This window comes from Acinetobacter sp. yr461 (genome assembly GCF_900110445.1).
GTDB lineage: Bacteria > Pseudomonadota > Gammaproteobacteria > Pseudomonadales > Moraxellaceae > Acinetobacter > Acinetobacter calcoaceticus.
In genome coordinates, this window is sequence record NZ_FODU01000012.1 from 34681 (window position 1) to 57165 (window position 22485).

General features: G+C 37.7%; 11 protein-coding genes. 7 read left to right on the plus strand and 4 right to left on the minus strand.

Annotation, left to right across the window (positions count from 1 at the left end; all coding sequences use genetic code 11):
- The first annotated feature begins 301 nt into the window (after positions 1–301).
- From blp1 to groL, 3 genes are all read left to right on the plus strand, one after another.
- Positions 302–9841, plus strand: coding sequence for a biofilm-associated Ig-like repeat protein Blp1 (blp1, locus tag BMW38_RS14900; protein WP_092709557.1), 9540 nt, complete (start codon positions 302–304; stop codon positions 9839–9841).
- A 240-nt stretch (positions 9842–10081) separates the two neighbouring features.
- On the plus strand, positions 10082–10372 hold the full coding sequence (locus tag BMW38_RS14905; RefSeq protein ID WP_002120604.1) for a co-chaperone GroES: 291 nt from the start codon (positions 10082–10084) through the stop codon (positions 10370–10372).
- 58 nt (positions 10373–10430) lie between these two features.
- Positions 10431–12065, plus strand: a complete 1635-nt coding sequence (gene groL, locus BMW38_RS14910; protein ID WP_092709445.1) for a chaperonin GroEL — start codon at positions 10431–10433, stop codon at positions 12063–12065.
- A 171-nt stretch (positions 12066–12236) separates the two neighbouring features.
- Here the strand turns inward: groL and BMW38_RS14915 are convergent, their stop codons facing one another.
- Entirely contained in the window at positions 12237–12611 is a 375-nt protein-coding gene (locus BMW38_RS14915) for a diacylglycerol kinase (RefSeq protein ID WP_092709448.1), read from the minus strand.
- A gap of 106 nt (positions 12612–12717) precedes the next feature.
- Here BMW38_RS14915 and BMW38_RS14920 point away from each other — a divergent pair, with 106 nt between their 5' ends.
- Positions 12718–13680 (plus strand): MBL fold metallo-hydrolase, encoded by a 963-nt coding sequence (locus BMW38_RS14920; protein ID WP_092709451.1) that lies wholly within the window; start codon positions 12718–12720, stop codon positions 13678–13680.
- A gap of 44 nt (positions 13681–13724) precedes the next feature.
- On the opposite strand, the gene BMW38_RS14925 is transcribed toward BMW38_RS14920, so the two are convergent.
- Positions 13725–14867, minus strand: coding sequence for a glycerophosphodiester phosphodiesterase (locus BMW38_RS14925; protein ID WP_092709454.1), 1143 nt, complete (start codon positions 14865–14867; stop codon positions 13725–13727).
- Positions 14868–15130: 263 nt separating this feature from the next.
- Here BMW38_RS14925 and BMW38_RS14930 point away from each other — a divergent pair, with 263 nt between their 5' ends.
- Positions 15131–18226, plus strand: coding sequence for a multidrug efflux RND transporter permease subunit (locus BMW38_RS14930; protein WP_092709457.1), 3096 nt, complete (start codon positions 15131–15133; stop codon positions 18224–18226).
- Between the two features lie 73 nt (positions 18227–18299).
- Entirely contained in the window at positions 18300–18878 is a 579-nt protein-coding gene (locus tag BMW38_RS14935) for a DUF4112 domain-containing protein (protein WP_092709460.1), read from the plus strand.
- A 46-nt stretch (positions 18879–18924) separates the two neighbouring features.
- Here BMW38_RS14935 and htpX read toward each other — a convergent pair whose 3' ends face one another.
- Entirely contained in the window at positions 18925–19830 is a 906-nt protein-coding gene (gene htpX / locus BMW38_RS14940) for a protease HtpX (protein WP_092709463.1), read from the minus strand.
- A gap of 247 nt (positions 19831–20077) precedes the next feature.
- The gene (locus BMW38_RS14945; RefSeq protein WP_213031178.1) at positions 20078–20947 is read right to left on the minus strand and encodes a lytic transglycosylase domain-containing protein; all 870 of its coding nucleotides are present in this window, start codon (positions 20945–20947) and stop codon (positions 20078–20080) included.
- 504 nt (positions 20948–21451) lie between these two features.
- Between BMW38_RS14945 and ttcA the strand changes: the two genes are divergently transcribed.
- Positions 21452–22357, plus strand: coding sequence for a tRNA 2-thiocytidine(32) synthetase TtcA (gene ttcA, locus BMW38_RS14955; protein ID WP_004643831.1), 906 nt, complete (start codon positions 21452–21454; stop codon positions 22355–22357).
- Positions 22358–22485: the final 128 nt, after the last annotated feature.

A 22485-nucleotide genomic window follows, 5' to 3' on the forward strand; every position in this document is an offset into this window, starting at 1 on the left:
ATAAAAATTCTATAAGACATTTAACTTAAGAGTAGATTGATAAAATTTTATCCATTACAATGCCTAAGCTTTAAATTCTATATATGGGGAATAGAAAAACATTCTAAATGTTTTATCATTTTAAAATAATATTAATGGATACATAAAAATTTTTAACCATATAAAAAGCCGTAATTTTTATGCAGCTATAATAAGGGTTTAGTGTTTTATGATCTTTAATAATATTTTATAAAAATGAGTGTCTATTTTACTTAATATTTTAGAAAAACTTAATAATTATTTAAAATTTCATGGTGGAAAAATGGTACAAGTATCATTAATGGCAAATACTGCTTCAAAAAATAATACAGTTGATATTAATGTAGGCCAGACAAAAAATATTGTAGTAGATCCTAAAGAAATCGCAAAAATTGATATAAGTCCAGAAAAAATTGCCTCAATAACAAGAGAGGGAAATAATGCAATTATTCATCTAAAAGATGGAACTGAAATTGTTTTAGAAAACTATTTTATTAGCGAAAATCCGCAAATTCTTTTAAATGAAGGGCAGAGTTATTGGACTGCCAGTTTAGGTGAAGATCCTACCGGACAGACTACTGTTAATTATTTAGAAGTAAAAGATGCACCAAAGTTTATAGACTCATCATCTTCTGTACCTCTCTGGACTGGGGTGGTCAGTGTTTTGGCTGGTGCAGGAACTATTGCTTTATTGTCACGGAAAGATCCTAAAGACACGACCCCTCCTGAGCCAGGTAATTTGATTCTCAAAAATCTTTTGGACTCAGGTGCCTCAACAACGGACCAGATCACTCAAGATAAAAACTTCAATTTAAAGATTGAAGGCCAGGAAAGTGGCAGCCGAGTAACGTATTTGGTTTCTACTGATGAAGGAAAGACTTGGCAGGAAACAACAGTAACTCAAAAAGATTTAGCTGATGGAAGTTATCTTTATAAAGCTGTAGTGACAGACCGAGCTGGAAATGCATCGGAAACCGCTATACAAAAAGTAGTGGTGGATACTACAGCGCCGAAAGCAGGTGAACTGACTTTATTTGATTTGTCCGATACAGGTGTTTCTGTAACTGATCAGATCACACAAGATAAAACTTTTAACTTAATAATTAGCGGACAAGAAGTGAATAGCCAAATCACTTACTGGATATCGAAAGATGAAGGGAAGACTTGGCAGGAAACAACAGCTGATCAAAAAGATTTAGCTGACGGAATTTATCTTTACAAAGCTATCGTGACAGATCGAGCTGGGAATACATCAGAAACTGCTGTCCAAAAAGTAGAGGTGGATACTACAGCACCGAAAGCAGGTGAACTAACTTTATCTGATTTGTCCGATACAGGTGTTTCGACAACCGACCAGATTACGCAAGATAATAGTTTTACTTTGAAGTTGGCCCAACCGATTGTTATCGGCGAACAAGCAGCTTTACTAGATCATTATGAAATTTCTAAAGATGACGGAAAGACTTGGCAGGAAACAACAGCTGATCAAAAAGATTTAATGGGTGGTGTTTACCAATATAAAGCTGTGGTGACAGATCTTGCAGGGAATACATCAGAAACTGCTGTACAAAAAGTAGTTGTGGATACAACGGCGCCGACAGCAGGTGAACTAACTTTATCTGATTTGTCTGATACAGGTGTTTCAGCAACAGACCAGATCACACAAGATAATAGTTTTACATTGAAGTTGGCTCAACCGATTGTGATTGGAGAACAAGCTGCTTTATTAGACCATTACGAAGTTTCAACAGATGACGGAAAGACTTGGCAGGTAACAACAGCTGATCAAAAAGATTTAACTGATGGTGTTTACCAATATAAAGCTGTGGTGACAGACGTTGCAGGCAATACCTCAGAAACCGCTGTACAAAAAGTGGTGGTAGATAATTCTTTAAATATTCAAGAAAGTACAGTAACTGTTAAATCAATTACTGAAGATAATAAGATAAGTCTAGTTGAAAAAGATCAGATTATTTCGATAAAACTAGAAATCGATAATTTACCAACAGATTTAAACAGCGCGTTGACTACAGTAAATACTACCTTAAATGATGTTCTTTATAACTTTCATTTTGATGAGCTAACCCAAGAATGGGTTGCTGAAATTCCAGCAGAGTTCTTGTGGTCAGAAGAATCGCAAACCAATATATCAATTGATATTAGCCTTACTGATCAAGCTGGCAATACAGCGATTATTAAACAGATTCAAAATTATAATGTAGATCATACTCCGAATTCACCAATACTAGATTCTCTAACTTTTAATAATATAGATGGAGCTATCATTTCGGGTAGCGCATATAAAGGAAGTAAAGTCGATATCTACAATAAAAATGGTGATTGGCTTGCAAGTACAATAACTAATGATGAGGGTAAATTTACTCTACAAGACCTTTCAATTAGTTCAAATGAAGAAGTTTATGCAGTTGCTACTTATAATGGATACAGCAGCGAAAATTCATCAATTGGACTAGTTACTGAAGTTCCAGCTCTTAGTATTTTACGAATTAGTCCAGAAGGTGTGATCACTGGTTATGCGACTGAAGGTAGTCATTTTATTGTAAAAGATCAGAATGGAAATATTCTACAAGAGTTTAACTCTATTGCATTTGAGGGCTCAGGTATTACGCCTTTTAGTGTAATGGAATTAGGTGAAGTCAGACCATTTACTTTATCCCTTGACCAACCTTTGAAGGAAGGTACTCAAATTATTATCTCTACAGATAAAGATAATGTTTCAGGCCATCCGCAATATATTACCGCAGACTATACGCCCGCAGTATTTTTAGAAACTCCACAATTTGATATCAGTGGCGAAACTTTATCAGTACATGTCAATGAACCTAACAGCCTTATTCTTGTGTTTTCCGGAACAGGAAATCTAATCGCTAACGGTGTTACAGATGAACAAGGCTTTGCAAGTTTACCTGTGTTCCAATTTTTAAAAGAAGGTGAGTCGGTTACCGTACAAGTAGTAGATAAAAATCAAAATACGAGTGAAGCCCTAATCGAAGTTCCAAACTTTGCTTATATTCCACATGTTGAACGTATTACACAAGAAGGCTTAATTTCTGGTTTTGCTGAAGATAATAGTACGGTAATTGTGCGTGATGCTGAGGGAAATGAATTAGGAAAAGTTACAATAGGTGATGACAATAGTGGGAATGAATTTAGTCATTTTAGCTTGAGTGTAAACCGACCTTTAATTGATGGAGAGCAAATTTCCGTTCAAATTATTGATAATAAAGGTTTGATAAGCCCTGAGCAGAATATTGTTGTAGATCTGACTCCTCCACCTGTTCCAACAGATGTAAATTTCAATGATGTTGGTGATCTAGTTTATGGTCATGCAGAACCTTTCTCTGAAATTTTGGTTAAAGATGGACAAGGAAACATTCTTAATAAATGGTTTTGGAATAACTGGACCGACGAGAGTGGAAGTTTCTCGATAGAATTAGGTATGTTTTTAACCAATGCTGAGACAGTTTATGTCACGGCTACAGATGTAAATGGAAATGTAAGTTTAGCTGCTCAGATACAGGCGCCTAACTATGCTTTTGCCCCATATGTAGATAGCTTTACTTCAGACGGAGTGATAAGTGGGCAAGCTGAAAATAATAGTACTCTCATTGTTAAAGATGCCAAAGGTGAAGTTGTAGCTGAAATTAAAGTCGGTGAAGATAACGGCTGGAATGGATCAAGTTATTTTAAACTCCAGCTTGACCGCCCTCTTGTTGATGGTGAGCAGTTGTTCTTATCAATTAAGGATGCTCGTGGACAAGTAAGCACCGATACTGTAATTACCGCTGATACAGTTCCTCCTACACCAGCCAGTAATTTAGTTTTCTCAGAAGATGGTTCATATCTTACGGGTGTAGCAGAACTGAATACTACGATTCAGGTTTTTGATCATAATGGTCAGCCATTGAATATATGGAATAATACCGTTAACTCGGACGGTACATTTACTGTTTTTTTAGGTAGCAATAATTTACATGGAGAGGCATTCACGGTCACTGTTAAAGACCAAGCCGGAAATGTGAGTGAAGCTGTTTCAATTAAAGCTCCACTTGATGATATCGCACCAAATCCAATTAAAAATATTTTACTTGATGCAAACGGTCAAAACTTTACAGCGCAAGCAGAAGCAAATAGTCAGATTGAAGTTTTTGATTCATTAGGTAATCAGATGGGTTGGGGCTCTACAGATAGTGCTGGTAATGCTTCTGGTTCTTTCAATCAAACCTATTTACATGGTGAAGAACTTACTTTTGTTGTCATAGATCGAGTTGGTAACCGAAGTGTCGAATTTAAGCAAAATGCTTTAATTGATACCATTGCACCAAATGCGATTGAAAATATCATCTTTAACGAAAATGGCCAAAGCTTTACAGCTCAGGCAGAAGCTGGAAGCTCTATTGATGTATTAGATCAGGCTGGAAATAAGATTGGTTTTGGCTATACCGATAGCTCAGGTAATGTATCTGGTTATTTTCAGCAAGTTTATTTACATGGTGAGGAACTTACTTTTGTCGTGATAGATCGAGCGGGTAACCGTAGTGCAGAGGTCAAGCAGAGTGCTTTGAATGACGATATCGCGCCAAATCCGATTGAAAATATTGTATTCGATATCAATGGTCAGAACTTTACAGCTCTGGCCGAAGCAAATAGCCAAATTGAAATTAAAAATACCAATGGTGACGTCATAGGTTATGGGTCAGCAGATAGTACAGGCAATGTTTTTGGTTACTTGTATCAGGTCTATTTACATGGAGAAGAATTAACTTTCATCGTTGTAGATCGAGCGGGTAACCGCAGTACAGAAGTTAAGCAGAATGCTTTGATTGATGATATTGCACCAAATCCGATTGAAAATATTGTACTTGACTCAAACGGTCAAAACTTTACGGCGCAAGCAGAAGCAAATACTCAAGTTGAAGTTAGAAATACTGCAGGTGAGATTTTAGGTTCTGGTTATGTAGATGGTGCTGGTAATGTCTCAGGTTATTTATATCAAGTCTATTTACATGGGGAAGAACTCACTTTTGTTGTCGTTGACCGAGCTGGTAACCGTAGTACAGAGGTCAAGCAGAATGCTTTAAGTGATGATATTGCACCAAATCCGATTGAAAATATTACTTTCAACGAAAATGGCCAAAACTTTACAGCTCAGGCCGAAGCAAATACTCAAATTGAAATCAAAAATGCTGCTGGTGAAGTCATAGGATATGGTTCAACCGATAGCATGGGCAATGTTTCAGGCTACTTATATCAGGTTCATTTACATGGAGAAGAAATTACTTTTGTTGTAATTGACCGAGCTGGTAACCGCAGTGCAGAGGTTAAACAAAATGCTTTAATTGATGATATTGCTCCGAATGCGATTGAAAACATCATCTTCAATGAAAATGGTCAAAACTTTACAGCGCAAGCAGAAGTAAATACTCAAGTTGAAGTTAAAAATGCTGCGGGTGAGGTTGTAGGTTCAGGTTATGTAGATAGTGCTGGTAATGTCTCAGGATACTTGAATCAAGTTTATTTAAAAGGTGAGGAACTCACTTTTGTTGTGATTGATCAAGCTGGTAATCGTAGCGTTGAAGTAAAACAAACAGCCTTTCTTGATAATACTGCACCGGAAAATGCGACTAATTTAGTATTTAGCGAAGATGGTTCATATCTAACTGGTATGGCTGAACCCAATGCTACGATTCAAATATTTGATCAGAATGGTCAATTAGTAAATCTTTGGAATAATAATGTTAATTGGGATGGAACATTTAACATCTCTTTATACAGTAACTACTTGCATGGAGAAGAGTTTAAGGTAGTTGTAGTAGATCGGGCTGGTAATATGAGTGGTGGGGTTACTGTAAAAGCACCGCTTGATGATATTGCTCCCGCGGCTGCAAGTAATCTTACCTTCAATGAAGATGGTTCATCCCTTTCTGGTGTAGCTGAGCCAAATACCTTCATCCAGATTTTTGATCAGAATGGTCAACAGGTGAATACGTGGAGTCAGAGTGTAAATGCTGATGGTACATTCACTATTTTCTTGGGTAGCTCTAATTTACATGGACAAGAATTCACAGTTACTGTTAAAGATCGAGCTGGAAATGTGAGTGATGTTGTTTCAATAAAAGCTCCATTTGATGATATTGCGCCAAATCCGATTAAAAATATTGTACTTGATGCGAACGGTCAAAACTTTATAGCGCAGGCAGAAGCAAATAGTAATATAGAAGTCAGAAATGCTGAGGGTGCGTTAATAGGTCATGGTTCTGCAGATAACGCAGGTAATGTGACAGGTTACTTCTACCAAGTTTATTTACATGGAGAAGAATTAACTTTCGTTGTCATAGATCGAATGGGCAATCAAAGTGTCGAACTTAAGTTAAATGCTTTGGTGGATACCATTACGCCAGATCCGATTGAAAACATCATCTTTGACGAAAATGGGAAAAATTTTACGGCACAAGCAGAAGCCAATAGTTTTATTGGTGTCAAAAATGCTGCGGGTGAGTTTGTCGGTTATGGTTATGTCGATAGCACTGGTAGTGTGACAGGCTATTTCAATCAGGTTTATTTAAAAGGTGAGGAACTCACTTTTATCGTTATAGATAAAGCAGGTAATCAAAGTGTTGAATTTAAGCAAAATGCTTTGATTGATGATATTGCACCAAATCCGATTGAAAACATCGTCTTAAATGAAAATGGTCAAAACTTTACAGCGCAAGCGGAAGCAGATAGTCGAATCGAAGTTAAAAATGCTGTTGGTGAGATTGTAGGATCTGGTTCAACCGATAGCATGGGTAATGTTTCTGGTTACTTATATCAGGTCTATTTACATGGCGAAGAGCTCACTTTTGTTGTAGTTGATCGAGCGGGTAACCGCAGTACAGAGATCAAGCAGAATGCTTTGATTGATGATATTGCACCAAATCCGATTGAAAATATTGTGCTCGACTCACACGGTCAAAACTTTACGGCGCAAGCAGAAGTAAATACTCGGATTGAAGTCAAAAATGCTGCGGGTGAGGTGATAGGTTCTGGCTATGTAGATGGTGCTGGTAATGTGTCAGGTTATTTTAATCAAGTCTATTTACATGGAGAGGAATTAACTTTCATCGTTGTAGATATAGCAGGTAATCGAAGTATTGAGGTTAAACAAAATGCTTTAATTGATGATGTCGCACCGCCAGCTGCTGCAAATATTACATTAGCCTCAGACGGATTGCTTTTTGGTGAGGCTGAACCAAATACAACTGTTGAAATTATTGATCAATATGGTGCAGTTATCACAACAATGTATGTTGGATATGATGGAAAATTTTATCAATGGATCAATCTGAGTCAATATCAGACACAAAATTTGAGTATTGTTGTCAAAGATATTGCTGGTAACCGCAGTGAAGCTGTTCACGAATTAGTGCCTGTATTTTCGAATTCACCAATTGCTGCAACAGAGCTAAAATTGGATGTTGATGGCCATATTCTTACAGGTAAGGCGACAGTAGGAATGACGATTGTTGTTACATCTGCGGATGGTCAAAGCATTAATTGGGGGTGGAACAGTGTCATGAACGAAGATGGTAGTTTTGCTCTTGAGTTAAATGACTATTATCTAAAGGGACAGATATTACAAGTTCGAGTTTATGACCAGAATACAAATCAATATAGCCCAATCTCTGAAATTATTGCGCCTTTAGACAATATTGCTCCAGTGATTGACGAGGTGGTGATTAACAATGATGGTCAGGGAATTTCAGGCCACACTGATTCAAAAGCAATCATTCAGGTAATGGATGCGGATGGGTATTTACGAGCAGAATCTCAATCGGATGAATTAGGATATTTCAATGCTAATATTTATCCACCTATATTACGTGGAGAGCAGTTATTTATCACGGTAATAGATTTAGCCAAAAATATAAGTACACCATTTAATATTACTTTTAATGCAGATACTAATGCACCTCCATCAGCAGAGCATATTGTTGTTTCTGAAAATGGTTTGTTTATTGAGGGGACTGCTTTAGCAAGTAGTTATGTATATATTTTTGATGTGTATACTAATCATATTGGTGGTGGTTCTGTAGATGAAACAGGACACTTTAATATCCAGTTGTACTCACCTCAGGTGAGTGGACAGACTTTACGCATTGTTGTGGAACAAAATGGCTATCTAAGCACTTACACCGAAATTACCGCACCTATAGACATCGTCGCGCCAAATGCAGCAACTCAGCTTGTCTTAGAAGATGGAAATGTACTTTCTGGACAAGCGGAAGCATATTCAACAGTTAATATTTTTGATGCTAATAATAATTTAGTTGGTCAGACTACTGTCAGAAATGATGGAAGTTTCACAACATACTTATGGTCACAATATTGGCACGGTGAAACATTGACGGTAAAAGTAGTTGATGCCAATCAAAATGAGAGTGGGGGTACAACGGTTGTTGCTATAAATGATACAACAGCGCCGAAGATAGCCACACAGCTTGCCATGAAGGGATGGGACGAGCTGACGGGGCATGCAGAAAGTAAGGCTACTCTTGAAGTTACATATCATTTTGCTGATCAAGAACCTTTTGTAACAAATACTATGGTCATGGCAGATGGAACTTTCTCTACTTATATGTATGAGAATGCGACATCATTTGATATTACTGTTATTGATCGTGCAGGAAATCGTAGTGAAACTATCAGCAAAGCGATTAGTGACTTACATACGATCACGGTTGATCAGTTTATAGGCGATGCTACAGATAATATTTATATAGTTGATCATATAAGTGATTTTGTTCAAGAATATATTGTTGAGCCGTATGCAACATATAAAGATGTCTGGATTGATGATAGCTATACATATCCAGAATGGGTCACTGAAGGTCATTACGAACAGATATGGTTTGTTGATGGTTATTATGATTCCCAATTGGTCAAAAGTGGTTATTCAACTGTACAAAATGTTTATCAAAATCAGAATGGTATAACTTATATTGATAATGGCACGTCAGATAGCGATTATAGTCGATATGAACAACAATATTATGATTTTGCGAATGGGCAATGGCAAGAAGGTTATGAATTGACCTATATACGTTCAGAGGAAGGTTGGGTTGATACTAGTCATTATGAAGACGTTTATGTTGATCTGAGTCGTTATGAAGATGTTTGGGTAGATACTAGCCACTATCAAGATGTTTTCGTAGAAAGCGGTTATTGGCAGAGTCAACTGGTTGAATCTGGCTATCGAGATGTTGATTTTGGTGGACACGATAAAATAATTAGCTCTGTGAGTTATAGTCTGGTTGGATATTCTGATTGGTCGTCAAATATAGAAAGTGGTCGTTATGTTGAAGACTTGGAGTTAGTTGGCTCTGCTCATCTAAATGCAACAGGCAATGCTTTAGATAATCTTTTAACAGGTAACTCTGGTAATAACATTTTGAATGGGCGTGAAGGTAACGATACCTATATGACTAATGAAGGTACAGATACCATTCTGTTCCAATTGCTAAATAGCCAAGATGCAACTGGCGGGAATGGACATGACACGGTGTTAGATTTTACTTTAGGTGATGTAAGAACTGATACTCAAGCTGACAAAATCGATTTAAGTGAACTATTAATTGACTATTCTAAAGATGTGAGCACATTAGCGAAATTTATTACCGTAGAACAAGATGTAGGAAACACGACTATTAGTCTTGACCGAGATGGTGAAGGTACAATGTTTAGTAGTATTTCATTGATTACTTTGAATCATGTAAATACAACATTGGATGAATTGTTAAATAACCAACAACTTATTGTTTAATATTATTATTTTTATTAATAAAAGGGGCTATGAAAATAGTCCCTTTTATTTTGTGCTTTAAATTTAATAAAAACTCTTCACAACCTGTTAAAAAATGATCAAAAAAGAGAAGTTTTTTTTCATTTTCCCCTTGAAGCGTTTTTTTTCATCCCCACAAAAGTGACATCTAAATATTTTGTTATTGCTCTGGATTATGGCAATAACGATTAATCAAAAAGACTTAGTCTGGTGGAGTTAATTATGAGCAACATTCGTCCATTACATGATCGCGTTGTAATTCGTCGCGTAGAAGAAGAAACCAAAACTGCTGGTGGTATTTTACTTCCAGGTTCTGCTGCTGAGAAACCTTCGCAAGGTGAGGTAATTGCAGTAGGTAATGGTCAAATCACTGAGAATGGCGTACGTGCTTTGGATGTTAAAGTTGGTGACAAAGTATTGTTTGGTACTTATGCAGGTACAACAGTGAAAGTAAGTGGTGAAGAACTCTTAATCATGAAAGAGTCAGATATTTTAGCTGTGTTGGAAGGCTAATCAATCCATAACTCAATCCATTATCAGATTCAGTATTTAAAAAGATTCGGAGTTTAATATGTCAGCTAAAGACGTAAAATTTGGTGATTCAGCTCGCTCAAAAATGATTGCAGGCGTAAACGTACTTGCAGATGCTGTTAAAGTGACTTTAGGCCCTAAAGGTCGTAACGTTGTGATTGACCGTTCTTTCGGTGCTCCACACATCACTAAAGATGGTGTAACTGTTGCGAAAGAAATTTCATTAAAAGACAAGTTTGAGAACATGGGTGCTCAACTTGTTCGTGAAGTTTCTAGCAAAACTAACGACATCGCTGGTGACGGTACGACAACTGCAACTGTACTTGCTCAAGCAATTTTAAATGAAGGGATCAAATCTGTAACTGCAGGTATGAACCCAATGGATTTAAAACGTGGTATCGATATCGCAGTAAGAACTGTAGTTGAAAATATCCGTGCAAATGCAAAACCTGCTGATGATTTCAAAGCGATCGAACAAGTTGGTTCTATCTCTGCTAACTCTGATACTACTGTTGGTAAACTTATCGCTCAAGCGATGGAAAAAGTAGGTAAAGAAGGCGTAATCACTGTAGAAGAAGGTTCTGGCTTCGAAGACGCATTAGACGTTGTAGAAGGTATGCAGTTTGACCGTGGTTATATCTCTCCGTACTTTGCAAACAAGCAAGATACTTTAACAGCTGAGCTTGAAAACCCGTTCATTCTTCTTGTTGACAAGAAAATCGGTAACATTCGTGAATTGATTTCTGTTTTAGAAGCAGTTGCGAAAACTGGTAAACCACTTCTTATCATCGCTGAAGATGTTGAAGGCGAAGCGCTTGCTACGCTTGTTGTAAACAACATGCGCGGTATTATCAAAGTATGTGCTGTTAAAGCTCCTGGTTTTGGTGACCGCCGTAAAGCAATGCTTCAAGATATCGCGATCTTGACTGGCGCAACTGTTATTTCTGAAGAAGTTGGTATGTCTTTAGAACAAGCGACTCTTCAAGATTTAGGTACTGCACACAAGATCACTGTTTCTAAAGAAAACACTGTTATTGTTGATGGTGCTGGTGATGCAGCTGCAATCGCTGAGCGTGTTCAACAAATCCGTGCTCAAATTGAAGAATCTTCTTCAGAATATGACCGTGAAAAATTACAAGAACGTGTTGCTAAATTAGCTGGCGGTGTTGCTGTAATTAAAATCGGTGCGGCAACTGAAGTTGAAATGAAAGAGAAGAAAGACCGTGTAGACGACGCGCTTCATGCAACTCGTGCAGCAGTTGAAGAAGGTGTAGTCGCTGGTGGTGGTGTTGCGCTAGTACGTGCAGTAAATGCATTAGATGGCTTAAAAGGCATTAACGAAGATCAAACAGCGGGTATCAACATTTTACGCCGTGCGATTGAAGCTCCACTTCGTCAAATCGTTTCAAACGCAGGTGATGAGCCATCTGTAGTGATTAATGCAGTTAAAGCTGGTGAAGGTAACTTCGGTTATAACGCTGCAACTGGCGAATATGGCGATATGTTAGAAATGGGTATTCTTGACCCTGCTAAAGTAACTCGTTCTGCACTTGAACACGCTGCTTCTGTAGCTGGTTTAATGTTAACTACAGAATGTATGATTACTGACATTCCAGAAGATAAACCAGCTGTTCCAGATATGGGCGGTATGGGTGGTATGGGCGGCATGATGTAATAACACATCAACGCTTTAACCTAAAAAAATCCCTGCAAATGCAGGGATTTTTTATTTTACGTGATTTTAAGAAATCGTTAAGTTCAATGACTTATATTAAAAAACAGGAACAGCAGCTAGAAGTTCCTCTTTGTTACAGCCATGCTTATTTACTTATAAGCATGGTTTTTTTTATCCTAATAAAATGAACAACCATGTAATGGCAATAATAGAAAGTGCAACAAATTGAGCAGCACTTCCCATATCTTTTGCATTTTTAGAAAGTTGATGTTTTTCAAGAGAAACTCGGTCAACTACAGCTTCAATAGCTGAATTGAACAGTTCAACGCTCATTGCAAATAAACATACAATAATGAGTAAGACATGTTCACTGCGGGTTACATCAAGAAAAAAACTGACTGGAATTAAAATAAGATTAATAAAAACAATTTGACGGAAAGCTGCTTCATTTTTATACGCTGCTTTAAATCCGGAAATAGAGTAGCCCGTTGCATTTAATATACGCTTAAGACCAGTTTTGCCCTTATAAGGAGAATAGCTATTCATTTACTTATATTTCTGACACATTTCATGCATTATATAATTTGGGTCTTAAAAAATTATTAAATCTTTTTTAAAGATTTTGACTTTATAACTGAATAGAGAAGAAGAGATGAAAAAATTATGTGTAGCTTTGGGTCTTGCATTCTGTAGCATGCATGCAACGTATGCCGAGCAAGCTCCTACCCAGCAAGTACCAGGTTATTATCACCATCAATTTGGTAAATATCGTGTGACTTCTTTACTTGATGGCACAATTTATCTAAATCCTAATTTATTTAAAAACTTAAATCAGACTCAGAAAACTAAAATATTAACTAAATATGCTGCTGTGAATGAGAAGGGGATTCAAACTTCGGTCAATGCATTTTTAGTAGATGACGGCAAAAGTTTGACGCTTGTGGATAGTGGTGCAGCAAGTTGCTTTGGTCCACAACTTGGCTCGATTGCGAAAAATATTGAATTGGCAGGTTATCAACTTGCAAATGTAAAAACAGTATTGCTCACGCATTTACACCCAGATCATGTATGCGGTATTGCTCAAAATGGAAAAGCTGTATTTCCAAATGCAACCGTTTATGCACATGAACGTGAGGCTGATTATTGGTTAAATCCAGCTTCTGAAAAAACAGTGCCAGCAGATAAAAAAGAAAGCTACTTAAGTACTGTGAAAAATGTAAAAACTGCTCTTGCTCCCTATCAAGCAAAAAAAGCATTTAAGACATTTAAAGATGGTGATGTCATTCAAGGCTTTGAAGTGATCGATACACGTGGTCATACACCTGGTCATCATAGTTTTCGCTTAAAGAGTAATGATCAACAAATCATTTTTGTCGGAGACATTGTTCACTCACATTCTTTGCAGTTTGATGCTCCAAAAACAGGCGTAGATTTTGATGTGAACTCTGAGCAGGCGATTAATACCCGTTTAAAAATGTTTGCTGAAATTTCAAATAAGCAGCAATGGGTTGCAGCGCCACATTTACCATTCCCAGGCATTGGTCATGTTTATAAAGTAAATGCTGAGCAATATCAGTGGATCCCACTTTATTTTGATAATGTCGTAGAGAAATAAAAAAACAGGGCATTTATTGCCCTGTTTTTTATTAGAAACTTTGATTATTTTGCTGCTTTCTCAAAGTTATTAACAGCTTCACGGCCAAGTGCTGGGTCATCTGTAAAGACTCCATCAACACCCGCTTTGAAATATGCTTCAAACTCTTTTAAAGCACCAGATGGGCAGCGCTCAGCTGGTTTATCTTGACTGCATTTTAAAGGCGCTGGTAAAAAATTATTTTCTGGACGGAAAGTATAAGGATGTACTTTTAAGCCAGCTGTATGTGCATCAGAAATAAATGAAGTCGTTTGAACTGAGCCATTGTCATTAAAGCTCAGAATATAGCCTTTACTTGGTCCTACACCATTTGCATATTTAGCAACGTCTTTTAATCCTTGTGACGTGGCTAAATCGGCATAAGTTTTAGTTTCTCCAGATTCAACAAAGTCAGCTGGTTGAGAGGTTTTAGCATCATATAATTGAATGATTTGTGCGTGTTTAATGGTTTTATGAAGGTCGAGTTGATCTTTTAGATATTTTAAATTGCTGACTTCAAAAGACTGTAAATAGACAGGTGCAATATCACGTGTATATTTATATTTGGCTAATGTTTTAAGAAGGGTATCTTCCATTGCCAGATTATGATTTTTAAAGTAAGTCGGATGTTTAGTTTCAATATATAAACCAATAATTTTTCCAGTTTTTTTATAATTTGCTTCAGCCAGCTCAATGACTTGTTCTAGGGTCGGGACTGGATAGAGATCATTATAAGCGGTGTTTGCAGGTCGGAACTCTGGAATACGCTCACGCGCTTTAATTTGCTGTAATTCATTTAAAGTAAAGTCTTCCGTAAACCAACCTGTTAAGTCCTTGCCATCAATATTTTTCGTTACTTTACGGTCTGCAAATTGAGTTAAGGTACTCACATTGGTTGTTCCACCAATCTCATTTTCATGGCGAGTAACTAATACGCCGTCTTTTGTAGACACTAGATCAGGTTCAATAAAATCTGCACCATCATCTATGGCTTTTTGATATGAAGCTAAGGTGTGTTCTGGACGTAAAGCGCTAGCTCCACGGTGTCCTATCACTAAAATTTTAGGAAGTTGATATTCTGGTGTAGTTGGCGTGTTTTCAGTTTTATCATCGTCATTACAACCAACCAAGCTAATTAAACTTAAGCATAAAATTGCTTTTTTAAACATAATGCTACTCATATTGTTTTAGTCGAAACGCATTTAGTCTGCTCGTTGAACTTGACGTGATCATGAAGAATTCATGAATTTTCAGTGACACTTGTTAAAACCTTTTTTATGGGTTTGTAGGAAATGCCCATTCTGGCTTTGTTTTTGTCTTAATTGCATTTATTGTGTTAATTCTACTTGTCTTTTATATATCGCTCGTTGATGATCAAGATGCCGAATTCGGTATTGCCACCTGTTAATTGACGACTTAATTCTGAGCAGCCATGCTATCTAAATTCTTTATTCAGCGCCCTATTTTTGCCAGTGTACTAGCAATTATTGTTATGGCATTTGGTATTTTCTCGGTGCTGAATTTACCCGTAGAACGTTATCCTGATATTGCACCTCCAAAAATTACAGTATCGGCAAGTTATAGTGGGGCAGATGCACAAACGGTTGAGCAAAGTGTTACTCAGATTTTAGAACAGCAAATACAAGGTATTGATCACTTACTTTATTTCAGTTCGACCAGTGACTCATCAGGACGTAGCCGAATTACGATTAGTTTTGATAATGGAACAAATCCAGATACGGCACAGGTGCAAGTACAAAATAGTATTAGTGGTGTAATAAGACGTTTACCAGATGAAGTCCAACGCCAAGGGGTGACGGTGAGTAAGTCACTCGGCGATACTTTTATGGTGGTAGGTTTATATGACTCGACAGGTAAAGCGGGCAATATTGAGCTATCGGACTATTTAACAACGCATGTGGTAGATGACTTAAACCGTATTGAAGGGGTTGGTGAGTCAGATGTGTTTGGTTCGCAATATGCAATGCGAATCTGGTTAAATCCCGATAAATTAAAACAATATAATTTAATGCCAAGTGACGTTGCCAGTGCAATCACCGCTCAAAATACACAGGTGGCCGCTGGTGCAATTGGTGATTTACCTGTTATCGATGGGCAATATTTAAATACGAAAGTTACAGCAGGTTCTCGACTAAAAACAGTTGAAGAGTTTAAAAATATTGTAGTGAAATCAAATCAAACCGCGAGCTATGTCTATTTAAAAGATATTGCGAGAGTTGAGTTGGGTGCAGAAAATTATCAGTCTTTTAATACCATTAATGGTTATCCTGCCGCAGGTTTAGGTATTTCGTTATCTTCAGGTGCGAATGCCATTCAAACCTCTAAGCTTATCCATCAAACTCTAGATCAGGTTACAAGCAAGTTACCTGCCGGATATAAAATTGTTTATCCACGAGATAACACGCCATTTGTGCAAGAGTCGATTAAGGAAGTAGTGAAGACGCTTATTGAAGCGATTATTCTCGTTATTTTGGTGATGTTCCTATTTTTACAAAGTTGGCGCGCTACACTCATTCCGAGTATTACCGTTCCGGTTGTTATTTTAGGAACTTTTGCTGTCTTATATGTGCTTGGTTTTAGTATTAACACTTTAACTTTATTTGCACTGGTACTCGCCATTGGCTTGTTAGTTGATGATGCAATTGTAGTCGTGGAAAACGTTGAACGGCTCATGCATGAACAGCACTTAACACCGAAAGAAGCAGCCATTGAGTCGATGGGAGAAATTAGTGGAGCTTTAATTGGGATTACATTGGTTTTAACTGCGGTTTTTATTCCAATGTCCTTTTTAGGTGGTTCAATTGGGGTTATTTACCGTCAGTTTTCCATTACTTTAGTTGCCGCTATGGCGTTGTCGCTCGTCGTTGCCTTAGTGCTTACACCAGCTTTGTGTGCCCTAATTTTAAAACCTAACCCTGAGCCTATGCGTTGGGCAGTTTGGTTTAACCAAAAAATTGATCAACTTAAAAATCAATATATAAAGATCGTACAAACAAGTATTCGTTACAATAAATCGGTTGTTGTGATTTTTGTGGCTTTGATTGCTGTTTTCGCCCTGTTCTATAGTGGTTTAAAAAGTGGTTTTATTCCTAAAGAAGATCAAGGCATTTTAAGTGTTCAAATTAAACTTGTTGATAGCGCCCCAATTTCTCAAAGTCAGAAAATTGGAGAACAAGTTCGTCAATATTTCCTGACTCAAGAAGATAAAAATGTTGACTTGGTTTTAATCCGTTATGGCCGAAATTACTCGGGTACAGGACAAAACTTGGCACAAGGATTTATTGCTTTAAAACCATGGGATGTGCGTACAGGAAAAGATGATTCGGCAGACGCTATACAAAAGCGTGCGATGAAATATTTTAGCCGTTTTAATAATGCTCAAATCAATGTGACTTTACCTGCTTCAGTCAATGGTCTAGGTCAAACTGATGGCATGGATTTATGGATTCAAGATTTAAATGGGCAGGGGCAAGATTTTCTGGATAGCACCTTCCGTCAATTGCAAACACAGAGCAAAAGTTACTCAACTTTCGAAAATTTTGATAAGCAATCAACCAATAGTAAAGCAAACCTAAATATCAAAATTGACCAGAAACAGGCATTAGCAAATGGGCTAGAGCTACCTGCGATTAATAACACCCTGTCGAGTGCGTGGGGTGGAACTTATGTGAATGACTTTATCGATCGTGGTCGTATCAAGCGTGTCATGATTCAAGGTGATGCTGAGTTCAGATCAAAACCGGAAGATTTATATAATTGGTCTGTACGTAATAACCAAAATGAAATGGTGCCTTTTAGTTCATTTGCTAACTTTAGCTGGGGCGGAGCTCCTGAAATCGTAAAACGCTATATGGGATATAGTGCTTTACAGCTACAAGCAGATGTTACGAGTGGCAGCAGTTCAGGTCAAGCAATGAAAGATGTTGAACAACTTGTTAATCAGCAAAAGGATGTAGGTTTAGCATGGACTGGCTTATCTTTTGAAGAACAGAAGTCGACAAATCAGGCAGTCTGGTTATATTTAATCTCGGCAGGCTTTATTTTCTTATGTTTAGCTGCTTTATATGAAAGCTTGAGCATTCCCGCGGCTGTGATGACATCTATTCCGCTTGGCGTAGGGGGAAGTGTAATTTTCTCTTATATTTTTGGACTACCAAATGACGTGTATTTCCAAATCGCAATGTTAACCACGATTGGCCTATCGTGCAAAAATGCAATTTTGATTGTTGAGTTTGCAGCATTGGCTCAAGAAAAAGGTAAGAATGCGATTCAAGCGGCTTTAGAAGGCGCTAGCTTGCGTTTAAGACCCATTCTAATGACTTCCTTAGCCTTCGGTGCTGGAGTAATCCCTTTGGTCTTTGCTCAAGGCGCAGGGGCTGTGAGTCGCCAAGAAATCGGTATTAGTATTTTAGGTGGTGTTATGTTTGGTACTGTGCTGGTTTTATTCTTTATTCCAGTGATGTACGTGTTGCTTCGTTCATTGTTTAGATCGAAAGCTTCTAGTTAAAAGTAAACAATTTTAAAAAGAGGTATTAAATCAAGTATATTAAGTTTAACTTCTCTTCATATATTTGATTTAGATGCCTCAAGAAAAAAAATTAACAGAGCAGCAGGTCATCGCACTAGAACGAGACCTTGCCAAGTTTGCCACCATGATGGATAGTGCGGTTCGCATTCCTTTTACAAAGCAGGGTATTGGTGCTGATGCTGCATTGAGTACGATTCCAATTGCTGGTGATGTTGCTGGTTTCGCGCTGACGTGCTATGCCATATATAAAGCCAAACAAATTGGTGTACCCCAACATAAATTAACTCCAGTCATTAAACTGGCAGTTGTAGATGCTGTAGTGGGCTTTGTTCCGGTTGCAGGAACTATTTTCGATATTTTTATACGTCCTAGTAGAAAAGCATTAGATGTGGTGCATACGCACATACGTGAAGAATATGCGATTCAAAGTGATATTCATGTCGTTCATCCATATTTACATGAAAAGCTTGAAAAGAAGCAGCAGCACTCAGCCTTCTGGCGTAATCCTGTGGTGAGTTGGTTATGGTTACATATACCCGATTTATTAGGTGCCTTTGTACTGCTTTTAATTGGCTTGGCTGTTTGGTGGGGAGCAAGTTATCTGTGGAGCTTTTATCAATCAATGTCATAAAAATAAAGCCTCCGATTGGAGGCTTTATTTCTTCACGTTAAACGTTTTATGGGCAGTCTAATTGATGTAAAGCTGCTACACGCTGTTCAATTGTTGGGTGGGTTTGGAACAAAGCAGCTAAGCTGAAACCTTGTTCTTTACCTTCCGCAATCGCGAAAGCTTTCATTTCTTTTGGCATTTGATCTGGCATTTCTGTCTCAGCTTGTAGACGTAATAATGCAGAAATCATTGCTTGTTTACCTGCTAAACGCGCACCTGCTTCATCAGCACGATATTCACGATAACGAGAGAACCACATCACAATCGCAGAAGCGAGAATACCAAAGACAATATCTAATACCATGGTAATAACGAAGTAACCCATACCTGGGGCTTGATCATCTTGACGACCAAAAACATTACGGTCGATAAAGTCACCGACTACACGAGCAAAGAACATAACAAAGGCGTTCACGACACCTTGGATGAGTGCTAGGGTAACCATGTCACCATTCGCAACGTGACCAATCTCATGCGCAAGCACAGCACGGAGCTCATCTTTATTCATACGCTCAAGTAGACCAGATGAAACGGCAACTAAGGCATCATTTTTATTCCAACCTGTTGCAAAAGCATTGGATTGATATGATGGAAAAATACCAACCTCTGGCATATTAATACCAGAACGTTGAGAAAGTTCAGCGACTGTTTGCAATAACCAGCTTTCAGCTTGGTTACGGGGAGCATTCGGGTCGATCAGTTCTGTACCGGTCGTTTTCTTAGCCATCCATTTTGACATGAATAACGAGATTAAAGATCCCACCATACCAAACACAAAACAGATCACTAAAAGGTTGCCTAGATTCAAGCCACCCGCGCCATGGTAACTACCGACACCGAAGAGTGACAAAATAATGCCAGCTACAACCAGTACCGCGAGGTTGGTAAGCAAAAACAAACCAATCCGCATCATTGAGAAAACCCTCTTATAAATAAAATGTTATCTGATTTACAAATTCTAAATCATGCAGCTAATATGCGGGGCTTAGGGGAAAAATTCAAGAAAAAAATAAGGAATTGATACATTCTTTCACGAAGTAGAATGTACCTAAATTTAAAGAATTATTGGCTAAATTCGCCTAAATGGTAAGGATCAGGTAATAGATCTTTACAATTTAAAGCACAGAAATTTGACGGAATAGATCCGTCATTAAAAGTTCTTATTCAATTCGAATATGTGCAATAGCCGTGGCGTTGTTCGTGACATAAGTACCCGTAGGTGCATCAGTAAATGTCCCATTAGATAAAGTCACAATTTGACGAGAAGAGGAATATTTAGGTGCTGGCGCTGCTATTTGAGCTGTTGTGTTTTCCGTTAAATTAGAAGACTGAGAAGAGACTTGCGCTGAAGTATTAGAAGAATTAGTAAAAGATGAAAAACCTGAACCAGATGAATATAAGTTTTGATATCGACTGGTTACACGGCGCACGTAATCTTGGGTTTCACGAAAAGGTGGAATACCGCCGTATTTATCAACGTTACCTTCACCTGCATTATAAGCAGCAAGAGCCATTTGTGTATTGCCCCGAAACCGCTTGAGCAGCCAGCTTAAATATTTTGCACCTGCAAAAATATTTTGCTGGGCATCGAAGGCATTGGTCACGTTAAATCGACGTGCAGTCGCAGGCATAAGCTGCATAAGGCCTTGTGCACCCACAGGAGAGCGGGCATTTACATTAAATCCTGACTCGGTATGCATGACGGCCTTAATTAAGCCTTCTGATACGCCGTGTTGCTGTGCAGCCTGTTTAATAATGTGGTCAAAAGCGTTTTTATTTTTATTGTAGCTTGGTAGAACAGAGGCCTCTGAGGCTCCCCAGTTGGTATAACTATGAATATTACTGTCAGGGTAATAGGTCACTTTTACTTTTTTAAGTGATTGATCATAACTTTTTCGATTCGTCAGCAATGTACTACCATTTTTATCTTGGTAAATATACATCTGACCTGCTGAACTCGACGTTATGCCGACCGAAAAAGTGGTCATCCCCAGTAAACAAGAAAAAAGAAATTGAACCGGTTTTTTCATTTTATGTTATTCACAATTTTAAGATATTCAAAACTTGTCGAAGAGTTTATCAAAAAATATTACAGAAAGAACTTTTGTGTAATTTTTTTTATTTCGACTCTTTCAAAAAATCAAGCTGTTTTGTTCGAATGCTCATCAAAAAAAATTAAAAATTATTTTTAAAATGATTCTATTGACTTGACTAACATGTTGATATTTAAATGTAAAAAACATTGGTTAAAAAATGATCAATTTAAATAAAACCCTTAACAGAAGGTCTAAACAGTTTGTCAAGTACGAAGAAATCCACAATTTTATCCACAGGTTTTGTGGAAAACTGTGGAAAAGTCCAAAAAGTAAGCACTTTGCACAAATTTTGAACGCACTAGTCAAAATAAAGCACGACTTTTGCATCATGCAGGAGCAATGTGACGGCTTCAAGAATTGAAACTATTCTTTTGATGCGATTCTCGTCCGAATCATATAAAATTGCGCGGTATTTTTATTTATGGGTATATCTCGTCTATGTACGCGCCAGTTGAGTCTAATCAGGGATTTAATTTTAAGCCTGAACTTCCAACAAGCTCGGCCTATTACCGTTTGCTCAAGAAGCTTCGCCGTCAAGTTGGGCATGCTATTCGTGACTTCAATATGCTTGAAGAGGGCGATAAGGTCATGGTGTGTGTGTCTGGTGGTAAAGACAGTTATACCTTGCTCGATATCATGTTGCAGTTTAAACGTATTGCACCAATCAATTTTGATGTTGTTGCTGTTAACCTTGACCAAAAGCAACCAGGCTTTCCTGAAGATGTCTTACCTCGTTATATGGAAGAAAATAACATTCCATATTACATTTTAGAAAAAGACACCTATACCATTACTAAGCGTTTAACACCGGAAGGTAAAACCTACTGTGCAGTATGTTCGCGTTTACGCCGTGGTTCTTTGTATGGCTTTGCACAAGAAATTGGTGCGACTAAAGTTGCTTTAGGACATCATCGCGATGACATTCTTGCAACGTTCTTCTTAAATCTGTTTCATGGTGGTAGTTTAAAGGCGATGCCTCCAAAGCTTTTATCATCAGATAAGAAGAATATTCTGATTCGTCCATTGGCATATGTTGAAGAAAAAGACATCATCAAGTATGCCGAGTTGCGTCAGTTCCCAATCATTCCATGTAACCTTTGTGGTTCGCAGGAAAACTTACAGCGTGCCATGCTTAATGACATGCTACGTGATTGGGATAAACAATATCCAAAACGCTTACACAGCATTTTCGGTGCGTTACAAAACGTATCTCCGTCTCAGTTAGCGGACCGTGAATTGTTTGATTTCGAAGCGCTAGATTCTCAGCGCGAGCTGGATTTTAAAGATCCAGAAGAGCTTAAGAATCGCTTAGATGTTGTGAACTTAAGTTTTGCTGCTGAGTAAAACTACTTGATAAGTCAATTAAAGGCACTTTATAAACAAGTGCCTTTAATGTATCAAAATACTAAAAAATGAATGTTCCGTACAAAAAGTCATAGCCCAAAATTTAAATTACATGCTATAACAACGCT